Genomic DNA, 12643 nt, shown 5'->3' on the forward strand with positions numbered 1-12643 from the left:
CATGCCGGTCGGACGATGATCGCGTGCTAACGGATGGCGCGGTTGGCGCGGGTTGCGGCAGAGGTGAGCGCGTCTGCCGCAGAGACGCCTCCGGTGACTATTTCATTTGTCGCCGTGGCGAAGGCATCGAAGATCATTGGTGCTTGCGGGTGGAAGAGGATCTCCTTCGAGCGTCCGACATCCGCTGTTGAAAGGCTATTAAGTGCTGCCTTGGCTGCCTGCGGGCCGAATGCCTTACCGAATGCCTCGCTTGACCATGCCGAGGCACGTGTGGTCGCAAGGCCCTTTGCCGATGCCAATAGTGCCGTCGGCTTAGACGTTGCCCAGACCATGAACAGGAAAGCTGCCTTTTTCTTCTCCGACTTGGCATTGATACACGCCTGCCAGCAGGACATGTAGGGCGTCACGGGGTGGCTGCCGTCGGAGACCAGGGACGAATAGCTGACTTTTCCGGCGACACGGCTTTTCGCCGGATTGCCAATCGTGGTCGCAAAATTGGAACTGTCGGATGCGATCGCCGCCGCGCCCTGGGTGAAGTCGTTGAGCACTTCATACCAGTCATAGGTGCCGACACCCAACGGCCCGGCTTCGCGCAGAAGCTGGCCGTAAATGTCGAGAGCTTTGATGCCCTCGGCACTATGAAACGCCACCTTGCCGCTATCGTCGACCATGCGACCGCCATAGGAGAACAGGAAGCCCATCGATGCCGCCGTGGCGCTGGTTGCCGCTTTGGCGCGCATCGCAATGCCGGCCATGCTGGCTGATTTGAGCGCTTTGGCCGTGGCGAGCAGTTCCTCAAACGTCTTCGGGACGCTGGCCTTGGCGCCGCTCATCGCTTCATCGTTGAAGAACATGATCTGCGATTCCGAAGTGATTGGGAACGCATAGCGTTCACCATCCTTCCAAAGCGGAAATCCGCGTGCGGCACCAAGCAGGTCGTCCTCGCCATACCAGGAAGGATCAATGAGATCCTTGTTCGAGTAATAGCTGTTGAGCGGCTCGAGCCATCCAGCACCAATCCCCTGACCATAGGAGAGGTACATGAAAACGTCCGGAACGGAGCTGCCGGCGCCGAGCTTGACCGGAAGGGAGGTCAGAAATTCCGATTCCGACTGGAAGTCGGTGGTGACTTTGATACCCGTCAACTCGGTAAACATTGGGATGAGTGGAAGAATAGCGTCCGACCAGGGATGGGTCGCACCAGCAAGGGTGATCGTCGTGCCCTTTGCTTGCTGCCAATCGACAGAGGCGCTCGAATACGCGGACAAATCGGCCCCTGCAAAGGCCCGGCGTGATGAAATGCTCGGGCTTGCGAGGATCGCCGCACCGCCCAACATGATCTGGCTGAAGCGGCGGCGGTTCATGCTAAAAGAAGGCTTTTCTGCAAACATCACGTTCACCTCTGTTGATATGTTGATCTTGGGCTCTTCGGCCTTCTTCAGTTGTTGTTATTTGACCGCACCCAATGTTAGCCCCTGAACAAGTTGGCGCTGGAAGGCCAATAAGATGACGATGACCGGAATGAGCATCAGCGTCGCGGTGGCTGACAGGCGACCCCACTCAATCTGCTGGTAGCCAATGAACTTGTAGAGGCCGACCGAGATCATCGGGATCTGCCCTCCAAGGATCAGCGAGAACAAAAACTCGTTCCAGGTGAAGAGGAAGACTAGAACACCGACGGCTGCAATTCCGGTACGGCTGAGCGGCAAGATGATCGTCAGGAAGGTGCGGAAATAGCTGGCGCCATCGATATAGGCCGCATCCTCAAGCTCCTTGGGGATTTCCGCGAAGAAACCCCGCATCAGCCAGATCACCAGTGAAAGGTTCAATGCGACGTGAGAAATGACCAGACCTACATGAGTGTTGAGCAGACCAAGGCTCTGAAACATCACGAAAAACGGAATAAGCATGGCGACCGGCGGGGTGAAGCGCGTCGACAGGATCCAAAATCCAATATCGGTGCTGCCGCGAAAGCTGAACCTTGCCAGCACATAGGCTGCTGGCGTGCCGATGACGATGGCCAAGAAAGTGGTTGCCACGGAGACGACAAGCGTTGTCCAGAAATAGCCGAGGATGGCCGGATCGCTGACCACCGAAGCGTAATTCTCAAGTGTCGGGACGAAAGCGAAGATCGGTGGACGCGCCACAACATCTACCGGTTGCTTTAGCGATGTATTGATGAGCCAGTAGAGGGGGAAGAGCGTCCACCCGCAGAATATAAGCAGGATGATTCGGCCTGCCCATGTGCCGATCCCTGCCGGACGTGTCATGGTCATTGTCCGTCTCCCGTAATCGTCAATAGCTTGGTTCGACGCAGTAAGAGTTGGGACATGACGATGATGATGACCATCATCAAAATCGCGATGGCCGCGCCTCGACCAAGCACGGTGAACTCCAGTGCCTCTTTAAAGGCAAAGACATTAAGTGTGGTGGTCGAACGTCCCGGCCCCCCACCCGTCAATACGTAAAAGGCGTCAAATGCCTTCAGTGCGTCGATCGCCCGCAACAGAACGGCGACGACCATGAACGGAAAGAGCATAGGAAGGGTCACGAAGCGAAGCGTCTGCCATTCCGTCGCACCGTCGATCTGGGCCGCCTCGATCGGTTCGGTAGGCAAGGCTGCAAGGCCGCCAGACAGGATAAGAATGATGAACGGCGTCCAGTGCCAAGCGTCGACCACCACCATGGTCAACATGGCAAGGTTTGGTGAACCGAGCCAGTCCTGCGGCGGAAGACCGACCGATTGCATCAGATAATTGACCACACCCAGACTGGGGTTGAGCATCATTCGAAAGGTGAAGATCGCCGCGATCGGCGTGATGGCCAAGGGTAGGATCAGGATCGTCCGCAGCGGCCCCGACCACAAAGAACTCGTGCGGAACAGCAAAAGCGCTACAGTCAGTCCCAGCACCATTTCCAGACAGACCGCGAGTGTGACGAAAACGGCTGAGCGCAACAGCGCCTCGCGAAAGTCACTGGCCGTCAGTAGTTCTATATAGTTTCCGAGCCCGATGAATTTTGTCGGCGGGTTGGACAGCATCATGTCGGTCAAACTCAAAACGACACTGACGGCGAAGGGAACGACTGTGAAAGCCAAAAGCAGCGCCATGGCCGGCATCAGCATCAATGCGATGAACAGATTTGGCGAATAAGTTGATCGCTTGCTGCGGGTGTTCGAGGTCAAGAGCGCTCCCCATGGCTGCTTCCGGGCGGTAAAAGCTCGTCATCGTCGGCCAAGGTTAGGCGTCAGGGACCATCGCAGCTTGACATTTGCGGCCCGCTTGTTGACATTTTCCGCCAATTCGCATGCCCAGAAGGGCTTGCCACAAGAATGGTTGACCTGCGTTCGTCGTCAATTCTATCGCCTTTTCTCGGCGAGGTACGCCCACAACCAAGGGAACAGTTCGCGAGTGGCTCCGGCATTATTGCCAGTCCGCCTCGCTTTGGAATTGGAGTGAGTAAGCCCAATGGTCGCTCATGTCGTCAGTTCTGCTCGCCTGGGGCTAGAGAATTGTCTCAGTGCGCTCGGAGTCGATGCCGACGGGCTGATTAGCCCCCGGGATGGAAGTGGGCTGCCCAGAAATCGGCCGCCCGAAGATCACAAGGTCGGAGATCCAGGGAGAGCAGATCGACAGGCCCAAGAGCGACTTCAAGCATCCCAGCAAACCATGCCTCTCGCCGTTTTCGCAGAGACTTTGGAGAAAGCGGCGCGCGCCACAGAACGCCCTGACTTTGGTCTCTATTTTGCACAGACTTTCGATATGCGGAGCTTCGGGGCGCTTGGACAACTCATGTATCGTGCTCCGACGATCGGCGAAAGCTTGCGTGCCTATGTCGCCTATTATGGTCGCATCCAAAGCAAGACCAATGTCGAATTGCAGGTCTTTGGAGATCTGGCCTCCGTGTCTTATCAAGTTCAGGATTCGTCGATAAAGTACTATCGCCAGGATGCGGAGTTCTCCACGGGCATACTGCTACGCTTTGTGTCTGCCGCATGCGGAACGCAATGGCGGCGTGGTGCTCTCAGATTTGCTCACGGGCCAGGGGCAAGCCATCAACGGCAGCCCCGATGTCGATATCCAACGCCCTTTGCCGTACAACCCGTCTTCAATGCCCAATCAAATTGTGTCGAGTTTCCCGCCGAATTCCTAAACGTTGCTAATCCTTTGGCTGATCGTGATCTTGCCGAAATCCTACAGGCTCATATGGAGCTTCAGCCGGTTGTGGAGATGGGCGCCACAGGATTTGCACAACGTCTCCGTGCGCTTCTCAAAGATGAACTCGTCTGTGGCCACGGAACCTCCATTGAAGATGTAACTCGTCTTCTCGGCTGTTCGATGCGCAGTCTGCAGCGCAATTGCGCCATGCAGGGCCTATCTTTCCGCGACGTCCGAAACGAAGCGGTCATGACCGTCGCGATGGATTGGCTGAAAAACACCGAACAGTCTGTCACCGAGATCGCCTTGCGGCTCGGCTTTAGTGAAACCAGTTCGTTTTCGCGTGCCTTCCGCAATTCTACAGGATTTACCCCGTCGCAGCTGCGCAATGAACCGCCCCGGCTTTGCCGGAGACCCCAACTCGTGAGAAGTAGGGTCTATGACAAGCAAGACGACGAACAAATTTTCTCCTGAAGTCCGCGCCCGGGCCGTTCGAATGGTGGCCGATCATGAAGCCGAACATCCTTCCCGGTGGGCGGCTGTATCTTCCATAGCGGCCAAGATCGGCTGCTCGGCGCATACGCTCAATGAATGGGTGAAGAAGGCCGAGGTCGACAGCGGCAAGCGTGCAGGTTTGCCGAGTGACGTGGCGGAGAAGATGAAGGCTTTGGAGCGGGAGAACCGGGAGCTTCGTCAGGCGAATGAGATTTTACGCAAAGCCTCGGCGTATTTTGCCCAGGCGGAGCTCGACCGCCCACTGAAGCGATGATTTCCTTCATCGATGCACACCGCTCGGTGCTCGGGGTCGAGCCGATTTGCAGGCTGCTGCCGATTGCCCCGTCCACCTACTATGAGGTCGTTGCCAAACGCACGGACGTGGACCGCCTGTCAGCCCGCGAACGGAATGATATTGCCATGAAAGTCGAGATACGCCGGGTGTTCAACGAGAACTTCCAGGTCTATGGCGTGCGCAAAGTCTGGCGGCAGTTGCAGCGAGAGGGTTACGATATTGCCCGCTGCACCGTCGCTCGGCTTATGAGAATGATGGGGCTTCAAGGCGTCATTCGCGGCAAGCCAGTCAAAACAACCATGTCGGACAAGTCTGCCCCGTGTCCGCTAGACCGGGTGAACCGACAGTTCTTCGCTCCCGCGCCGAACATGCTGTGGTTATCCGATTTCACCTATGTCGCGACCTGGCAGGGCTTCGTTTACGTGGCGTTCGTCATTGATGCCTTCGCCCGCCGTATCGTCGGTTGGCGGGCAAGCCGAACGGCCCATGCGGGCTTTGTGCTCGATGCCCTCGACCAGGCGCTTCATGATCGGCGGCCCGTCAAACGTGGCGGGCTGGTTCATCATTCCGACCGCGGCTCGCAATATGTGTCCATTCGTTATTCCGAACGGCTGGCGGAGGCAGGCATCGAGCCGTCGGTCGGAAGCGTTGGTGATAGTTACGACAATGCTCTCGCCGAAACGATCAACGGTCTTTACAAGGCCGAGGTCATCCATCGGCGAGGACCATGGCGCAACTTCGAAGCCGTGGAGTTCGCCACGCTCGAATGGGTCGATTGGTTCAACAACCGCCGCCTTCTGGAGCCCATCGGCAACATACCGCCAGCCGAGGCCGAAGAGCGATACTACGCCATGCTGGACGCACCAGCCATGGCCGCATAACTTAAGCCAAACGGTCTCCGGAAAAGCCGGGGCGGTTCACAATGCTTGGTAGAGCAGCAAACGGGGGCGTCCCATAAAGCCAGGTGCGCGATGTCATCGAGACATCCACTCGCCTTGCTCCTCGCGACTGGCTCTCCTTTCGCTATCTTCGGACCGAAACCAAGTGATGCATCATCGTTAGCGCTTCGGTTGAATGAACGCCCATGGATCGAGCTGTCTTTTCGATAGATTGCCCCAACGATAAATCTCGTACTGGATCCGGCCCGATCAGGGCGCTCGAGCCGAGCCTTCGCGTCAGACGAGGCCGGGTATGCGGCTCGCGACCCCGCAAGCTTACCTATAATATGCTCACCGATATAAAAGTGATCGATTTGATGGTAGGTGTCAGCAGGCACTCAGGGATCGCAGAACTAGATATCTTGGCGACCTCTTCTCCATAGGGGACATCGACGGCATGTCCGCACGCGTTGTCGTTAGCAACGTTGAATCCATCATTCGGTAGGCGTGGGAGACAGCTTTGTGTAGCACTTTATCCCGAAAACGAGCGCCATGATGAATGGCCAAAATCTTGGAAATGGTCGGGCTTAACGGACAAGCGGACCATAATGGTGCGGTTGTCTCATCAAGATCAGATCCTTGCGACGAGCGACATTGGTGGGGTAGGTGGGGTCGGAATTCGACAGATCGATTTCGGCGACGGCGAGAGATCCGTCGCGGACAATCGCCTCCTTTCTAGGAAAGGCAAAGGCGTCCGGACCGAAGATGCCGCTCATACCTTCCATACTATCGGTCTCGCTTCTCGTATTCGCGAAGACGAAATAGCAATTGTTCTCACCGGCTCTCACCCGGTAGTGGTGCCAGTGCAGGGGATCCTCGCCGAATGGTATCGGCTCGGGCTGGCGCACCGCGCTCCCGCCATGTGCGGAATAAAAGCCGCCGCCAATGTTCGACGGGCAGCAGATGAGGTCGCAGCCTCTCAGCGCAAGAACACGGGCCGCCTCGGGAAAGGCAGCATCATGGCCGCAGATGATGCCCACCCTGCCAAATGGTAGATCGAGTATGCAAAAGTCGTCGCCGGGCGTTGCCCAGCTTTGCTCAGCCATGGTCAGGTGCATCTGGCGATAGATGGTTCGCGGCCTGTCCGGGCTGTTGATGACCACGCTCATGTGTCGCTGCCCATCAGCCTCTTCGGCAAAGCCGGCCACGATCGATATTTCCAGCCGCTTCGATAGCGCGTCGAGTGTCTGAAAGGCAAAGTGGTTCGCGGAAATAGCGGTCGCGACTGGGGCACTCAGCCCGGTCAGAGCAAGCGAGGGAAAGACCACAAGTTCTGCGCCCCGCGCCTTTGCCTCTTCGCCAAGCTTCAACAGCGTTTGCAGATTTTCGTCAATGTCGTCCGATGGTGCCGTCTCGCACACGGCGATGCGTGCGACCCGTCCTTCGGGAATCGGTTGATGGTCGTAGAGCGTGAAGAAATCCCGCGGATTCCAGCTGAATGTGTTGGTCATCAGCTCTGCGTAGAGTTCGGGCCGGCGCTGGCTCAGCAGCGGCTCGCCGGAGGCCTGCCTGAGGCGGGCCCTTGCCGGATCGATCGTCCCGTAGACAATCCCGTCGCCATCGTCGATCACCGCCAGAATTTCGGCACCGGGCGCGATGATGCAGCTGCCTCCGGAGAATTGGACGCCGCGTTCCAGTCCCCACCGATTACTCTCGATCAGATAGCAGCCATTCTCATAGGCGCGGCTGATCCAATAGGGGGCGGGTGTCCGCTCGGCCAGCCAATTGGAAATGTGGCAGATCACATCGGCGCCGCCAAGCGCTGCGAGCCGGGCCGTCTCGATGAAATGGATATCCATGCAGATGAGCATGGCGATACGCCCGATCTTCGTGTCAAAGACCCGATGACCGAGATCGCCGGACACGGCCCATTTGGGTTCGGAAATATAGGGATGCGTCTTGCGGTGTACGCCGACAAGGCCATCCGGGCCGATCAAGGCTGCGGAATTATAATAGAGCTTGGTGCCTGCATCGACTTCCGGGAGACCGACAACGATAAAGCAGTCGTAATCTCGCGCCAGGGCGGCAAAGCGGTCGGTCGTTGCCCCGGGAATGGTTTCCACGAAGCCGGAGACCTCGGCGCGGTCATACCAGCAATAGCCGGTCGTGCCCATTTCCGGCGTGGTGATCAGCTTTGCGCCCGCTTTTGCGGCCTCTTCCACCAATGTGAGCAGGGCCACAACATTGCGTTCCTTGTCGCCAAGATGGGGCTCGAACTGGATCGCGGCGGCTTTGAAGGGGGGCGTCATGGCGGGCTCCGTCGATGAAATTGATGAGCCGCCCGGAACGGGCGGCCCGGTTCGGCTTACCGTCAGGCGGCTATGCCGACGATGGATTTCAGGACGGACGCACCGACCGTGTATTTCGGATCGACCATGTTGCCGAGCCGGATGCGGCCGCATTGGGTGAGTAACATGTAGGCGTCGATCTCCTCAAAACCGAAATCGGCGACCATCCAGCGGATCAGCTCGCGATAGGCGCCCCGGGCGGCATCCTCCATCGGCCGGGCAGAGCCGATCGTCATGTAGAATCGATCGTTTTCCAGCCGCGGCGTCTTGATCGTCCAGCCCTTGATGAGATCGATCTGCACCGTGGTGACGGTCGGATGTTCGAGTGCCACGCCGCAAAGCTCTCCGTCGCCCTGCGCTGCATGGCAATCACCGAGATAGAGATAAGCACCCTCGGTGTTGACCGGCAGATAGACGACCGTGTCGAGGCAGACATCCGGCAGATCCATGTTGCCGCCATAGTAATCAGGAACCAGCGAGGAAATGGCCTCGATTTCCGGCGCGGTGCCGATCGTGCCGATAAAAGGCTCGTAGGGCAGGGTGATCTTGTCGCTCCACTTGACGCCGGTTTCAGCATCCACGTGCAGCTTGCGCACACGCTCTGGCAGCGGAGCGGTCAAAAGGGCGGTATCGGCCGTCGGAACCAGGCCGCCGAATTCCGGCATGATGACGGTCGTACCCCGTGGCTGCGGTCCGCGGGGTACGATGCTCTTGATGTAGACAGCAAGGCAGTCGCCCTTCTCGGCGCCGTTGACATAGATCGGCCCATTCTGCGGATTGAGGAAGGGGAAATTGAGGATCTTTGACGGGCTGTCGGTCTCGTGCTTGATCGCGCCCTCGAAGGCATCATGGGTCTCGGCCGAGACGATGGAGCCGGGATCGACCTTCAATACCGGATCGACATAGGCGCCGTAGACATAGTGATACTTGCCCTGGCTCTCCTCGGTGATGCTGTAGGTTTCCCCGACCTTGCCCTTGGCAATGCCCTTGCGGGCCATGATCGTTTCGTCGAACCAGCTCATGGGTGCGCTCCTTTGTTCGCTCATCTTGCTGCTTTTTGATGTCAGACAGCCAGGTAACGGCGGACCGCGTCACGGTCCTCCAGCGTTTCCGGCGTTATCTCGTTGGTGATCCGGCCCTTGTCGATCACGTAGCAGCGCTGCGCCATGGCGCGGATCATGTCGATATTCTGCTCGACGAACACGATGGTCACGCCGGTCGACGTGTTGAGCTCGACCATGATGCGGGCAATGTCCTGCACGATGTTGGGCTGGATGCCTTCGGACGGTTCGTCGAGGAGGATCAGTGACGGTTTTCCGATCAGCACGCGGCCGATCGCAAGCTGCTGCTGCTGGCCGCCGGACATGGTGCCGGCCTGCTGGTTGCGGCGCTCCTTGAGGATGGGAAAGTAGCTGAAGATCGTCTCGATCTCGTCGTTGGTTGCGCGCTTGCCGCTGATCTGTTCGCCGACCATCAAGTTTTCGATGACGCTCAGCCGCGGGAAGACGTCACGGCCCTGCGGGACGTATCCGATGCCGAGGCGTGCCCGCTTGTAGGCCGGTACGTTGTCTATCGCTAAGCCGCGGAAGACGACGGAACCCTTGTCGCGCGGCAGAAGCCCGATCAGGCTCTTCATCAATGTCGATTTGCCGACCCCGTTACGACCGATGACCGCGACGATCTCCCCCTCGCGGACATTGATGTCGACACCCTGGAGAACCGGCTTGCCGCCATAGCCGGACCAGAGGCCGACAGTGTTGAGCAGGACTTCATTACGCATGGGTGGCGTCTCCGAGATAGATAGCCGCGACACGCTCATCGGCAACGATGTCGTCGATCGTGCCTTGCGCGAAGATCTTGCCGAAGTGGAGGACCGTGACCTTGTGGGCGATCTGGCGGACGAAGCCCATGTCGTGTTCGACGGCAAGCACGGTGACGCCGTCCCGGTTGAGCGCCTGGACCATTTCGCCGGTCGCTGCCGTCTCGTCAGGCGTCATGCCGGCCGTTGGCTCGTCGAGCAGAAGCAGACGCGGCCTCAGGCCGACCGCCATTCCGATCTCCAGCCATTGTTTCTGGCCATGGCTGAGATTGCCCGCCAGTTGATGACGCGCCTCCGTCAGCTTCAGGAATTCCAGCAGCCGATCGATTTCCTCGTTGAGTTCGGAGGGGAGACGATGATGCTGAAGGGCTATCTGCAGGTTCTGGCGGACACTCAGAGCCTTGAAAATGCCCGGAACCTGGAACTTGACGCTGATGCCGCGACGGATGCGTTCGAACGACTTGGATCTGGTGATGTCGGCGCCTTCATAGAGGATCTGGCCGCTGGTCGGCAGGTGTTCGCCGAGGATGAGGCGGAAGAAGGTGCTCTTGCCGGCGCCGTTGGGACCGATCAGGCAGTGTATTTCGCCCGGCTCGAGTGCGAAATTGACACCGCCCGTTACATGCAGGCCGCCGAACCATTTGTTCAGGTCACGTGTTTCAAGGATGGCCATGGTCACTCCCCCCGGACGGCCGACTTGCGGTGAAACAGGCTGATGGCGAAGGCGGCAAGGCCGAAGATCAGCCCGCGCGGTGCGATCAGGACGGTCAGCACGAGAAGCACGCCCATGACGACGAGAGCGTATTGGCTTCCGTGGATGGTGAGAGCCTGAAAGCCCGCAAGGACGACGACCGTTCCGATCAGCGTAGTGGTCAGGTCGCTTCGACCACCGACCGCCACCCAGACGATCGGCAGGGCCGCTGCCGTCATCCCCATTGAGGCGGGGGTGATGTAGTTGCCCCAGGATGTATAGAGCACGCCGGAAAGGCCGGCGAGTGCGGAGCCGATGACGAAGGCGACAAGCTGATAGGTGCGGATGTCGTAGCCGAGCATTTCGGCGCGCTGCGGGTTTTCGCGAATGGCGACCAGAACATTGCCGAAGCGGGAATTCACCAGAATGCGAAGCCCGAGATAGCAGATGACGAGCAGCGCCAGGGTGAAATAGTAGAGCTGGACATCGGGAAAGAGCACGATATCCCCACCGAACCATGGGATCGTCAGCGATGGCATGCTGCCCATGCCGTTATAGCCGTTCAGCCTAGCGGTGCCGACGCGCCATTCCGGACCGGCCGTCTGCGCCATGAAGCGCTCCAGGACGAGCGTGACCGAAAGCGTAACGATCCCGAGAAACACGCCGCTGATGCGACCGAAGAACAGGAAATAGCCAAGGATGGCGGCCAGCAACGCCGCCGCCGCGACGGATGCGACAAGGGCGACAAGCGTCAGGCCATAGGCATCGCCGAAATTGGTGGAGATGATGCCGTAGCTGTAGCCCGCGACACCGAAAAAGGCTGTCTGGCCGAAGCTCAGCGTACCGCCATAGCCCCAGATCAGGCTGAGACCCAATGCCATGAAGGCCCAGTTGAAGAAATAGACGTTGTTGCCGACATCATATCCGTCGGCAATCAAGGGGTAGGCGCAGGCGAGCGCAATAACGACCGCGAAGATCGACCAGAAGGATTTTCCCTGGCCCAGGGTCTGCGGCCCCTGCAGCAGCCTCAACGCATTCGACACGGGATTGGCTTTATGCATCTTCAGGCTCTTTCACGAAGGATCCAGCCGGAAATGCCGCGCGGCAGGATGCGAATGACGATGATGACGGCGACGAGAAGGCCGATCTGGCCGGCCAACTGTCCCTGCCAGGAGGTCAGGCCTGCCTTCACCGCGCCAAGGATCAGTGCGGCTGGTGCCGTCCCCAGAAAGATATCGGCGCCACCGACGACCACGGTCACGAAGGCCTCGACGACGAAGGCGGCTCCCATCGTCGGCACCAGCGTCATGGTTGGCGCATAGAGACCGCCAGCGAGACCGGCCAGAGCTGCGCCGAGGCCGAAGGTGAGGCTATAGACGAGACCCGTATTGACGCCGAGCGCCTGGGCAATATGCGGCACCTGGATCGTCGCACGGGCGAGAACGCCGAAGCGCGTCCTGGTGAAGCCGAGCCAGAGAAGGCCAAGTGTCGCCAAAGCCGCAGCCATCAGCACGACGCGGTAGATCGAATAGGAATAAGGGCCGACCGGAAAGCTGCCGAACGGTGTGCCGGTGCCGGGCATGGTGGAGCCGAGCAGGATCAGCGTGCCCTGGGTGACGATCATCGAGACACCCCATGTGGCGACGATCGTGTCCAGCGGACGGTCATAGAGAGGCCGGATGATAACGCGCTCGATCGCCATTCCGGCGATACCGGCGGCGAGCGCGCCGGCAAGAATGGCGAATGGCAGCGGCAAGCCGGCACGAGCGGTCGCCGAACAGACATAGGCGCCGCACATGATGAATTCGCCATGCGCGAGATTGATCACGCCCATCATGCCGAAGATGATCGCCAGGCCGCAAGCCGAGAGAACCAGAAAGGCAAAAGCATCACCTGTCTGATAGACGAAGCTGAAAAGAGTGAAGAGCACGGTCATCGCGAGGGCGTTCCTTGCGCAGAT

The 12643-nt window shown here is 58.9% G+C and carries 11 protein-coding genes and 1 other annotated feature; of the genes, 2 read left to right on the forward strand and 9 right to left on the reverse strand.

What is annotated here, in order from left to right; translation table 11 throughout:
* Positions 1-26: 26 nt before the first annotated feature.
* Genes NCHU2750_RS06035 through NCHU2750_RS06045 form a run of 3 tightly spaced genes read right to left on the reverse strand, consistent with a single transcriptional unit; the run spans position 27 to position 3184 of the window.
* Complete coding sequence (locus NCHU2750_RS06035; protein ID WP_119939626.1) at positions 27-1391, reverse strand: extracellular solute-binding protein; 1365 nt, start codon at positions 1389-1391, stop codon at positions 27-29.
* Positions 1392-1448: 57 nt separating this feature from the next.
* Positions 1449-2276, reverse strand: a complete 828-nt coding sequence (locus NCHU2750_RS06040; protein WP_119939627.1) for a carbohydrate ABC transporter permease — start codon at positions 2274-2276, stop codon at positions 1449-1451.
* Positions 2273-3184, reverse strand: coding sequence for a carbohydrate ABC transporter permease (locus NCHU2750_RS06045; protein ID WP_245480348.1), 912 nt, complete (start codon positions 3182-3184; stop codon positions 2273-2275). Before NCHU2750_RS06045 ends, NCHU2750_RS06040 begins: the two co-directional genes overlap by 4 nt.
* 484 nt (positions 3185-3668) lie before the next feature.
* Between NCHU2750_RS06045 and NCHU2750_RS06050 the strand changes: the two genes are divergently transcribed.
* Both NCHU2750_RS06050 and NCHU2750_RS06055 read left to right on the forward strand, forming a co-directional pair.
* On the forward strand, positions 3669-4631 hold the full coding sequence (locus NCHU2750_RS06050; protein WP_162939511.1) for an AraC family transcriptional regulator: 963 nt from the start codon (positions 3669-3671) through the stop codon (positions 4629-4631).
* A protein-coding gene (locus NCHU2750_RS06055) for an IS3 family transposase (protein WP_119939629.1) occupies positions 4597-5828 on the forward strand; the annotation gives its coding sequence in 2 pieces (ribosomal slippage) (positions 4597-4888 and positions 4888-5828; 1233 coding nt in all). The genes NCHU2750_RS06050 and NCHU2750_RS06055 overlap by 35 nt, the downstream gene beginning before the upstream one ends.
* Positions 4881-4997: a sequence feature (AL1L pseudoknot), on the forward strand. Its footprint overlaps the gene before it by 117 nt.
* Before the next feature lie 584 nt (positions 5829-6412).
* Here NCHU2750_RS06055 and NCHU2750_RS06060 read toward each other — a convergent pair.
* The 6 genes from NCHU2750_RS06060 to NCHU2750_RS06085 form a co-directional block, all read right to left on the reverse strand.
* On the reverse strand, positions 6413-8134 hold the full coding sequence (locus NCHU2750_RS06060; protein ID WP_119939630.1) for a nitrilase-related carbon-nitrogen hydrolase: 1722 nt from the start codon (positions 8132-8134) through the stop codon (positions 6413-6415).
* Positions 8135-8196: 62 nt separating this feature from the next.
* Complete coding sequence (locus NCHU2750_RS06065; RefSeq protein ID WP_119939631.1) at positions 8197-9195, reverse strand: acetamidase/formamidase family protein; 999 nt, start codon at positions 9193-9195, stop codon at positions 8197-8199.
* 41 nt (positions 9196-9236) lie between these two features.
* A complete protein-coding gene (locus tag NCHU2750_RS06070) occupies positions 9237-9953 on the reverse strand; it encodes an ABC transporter ATP-binding protein (RefSeq protein WP_119939632.1) in 717 nt (238 codons plus the stop codon).
* Complete coding sequence (locus tag NCHU2750_RS06075) at positions 9946-10665, reverse strand: ABC transporter ATP-binding protein (protein WP_119939633.1); 720 nt, start codon at positions 10663-10665, stop codon at positions 9946-9948. The genes NCHU2750_RS06070 and NCHU2750_RS06075 overlap by 8 nt, the downstream gene beginning before the upstream one ends.
* 2 nt (positions 10666-10667) lie before the next feature.
* On the reverse strand, positions 10668-11744 hold the full coding sequence (locus NCHU2750_RS06080) for a branched-chain amino acid ABC transporter permease (RefSeq protein ID WP_119939634.1): 1077 nt from the start codon (positions 11742-11744) through the stop codon (positions 10668-10670).
* 2 nt (positions 11745-11746) lie between these two features.
* Entirely contained in the window at positions 11747-12619 is an 873-nt protein-coding gene (locus tag NCHU2750_RS06085; RefSeq protein WP_119939635.1) for an ABC transporter permease subunit, read from the reverse strand.
* Positions 12620-12643 lie beyond the last annotated feature (24 nt).

Origin of the sequence: Neorhizobium sp. NCHU2750 (assembly GCF_003597675.1) — a bacterium.
Classification (GTDB): domain Bacteria; phylum Pseudomonadota; class Alphaproteobacteria; order Rhizobiales; family Rhizobiaceae; genus Neorhizobium.

Bases quoted from the DNA above. Each gene is read 5' to 3' on its own strand.
- NCHU2750_RS06075 (WP_119939633.1), bottom strand. From the start codon at position 10,665: ATGGCCATCCTTGAAACACGTGACCTGAACAAATGGTTCGGCGGCCTG.
- NCHU2750_RS06070 (WP_119939632.1), bottom strand. From the start codon at position 9,953: ATGCGTAATGAAGTCCTGCTCAACACTGTCGGCCTCTGGTCCGGCTAT.
- NCHU2750_RS06040 (WP_119939627.1), bottom strand. From the start codon at position 2,276: ATGACCATGACACGTCCGGCAGGGATCGGCACATGGGCAGGCCGAATC.
- NCHU2750_RS06050 (WP_162939511.1), top strand. From the start codon at position 3,669: ATGCCTCTCGCCGTTTTCGCAGAGACTTTGGAGAAAGCGGCGCGCGCC.
- NCHU2750_RS06065 (WP_119939631.1), bottom strand. From the start codon at position 9,195: ATGAGCTGGTTCGACGAAACGATCATGGCCCGCAAGGGCATTGCCAAG.
- NCHU2750_RS06060 (WP_119939630.1), bottom strand. From the start codon at position 8,134: ATGACGCCCCCCTTCAAAGCCGCCGCGATCCAGTTCGAGCCCCATCTT.
- NCHU2750_RS06085 (WP_119939635.1), bottom strand. From the start codon at position 12,619: ATGACCGTGCTCTTCACTCTTTTCAGCTTCGTCTATCAGACAGGTGAT.
- NCHU2750_RS06080 (WP_119939634.1), bottom strand. From the start codon at position 11,744: ATGCATAAAGCCAATCCCGTGTCGAATGCGTTGAGGCTGCTGCAGGGG.
- NCHU2750_RS06035 (WP_119939626.1), bottom strand. From the start codon at position 1,391: ATGTTTGCAGAAAAGCCTTCTTTTAGCATGAACCGCCGCCGCTTCAGC.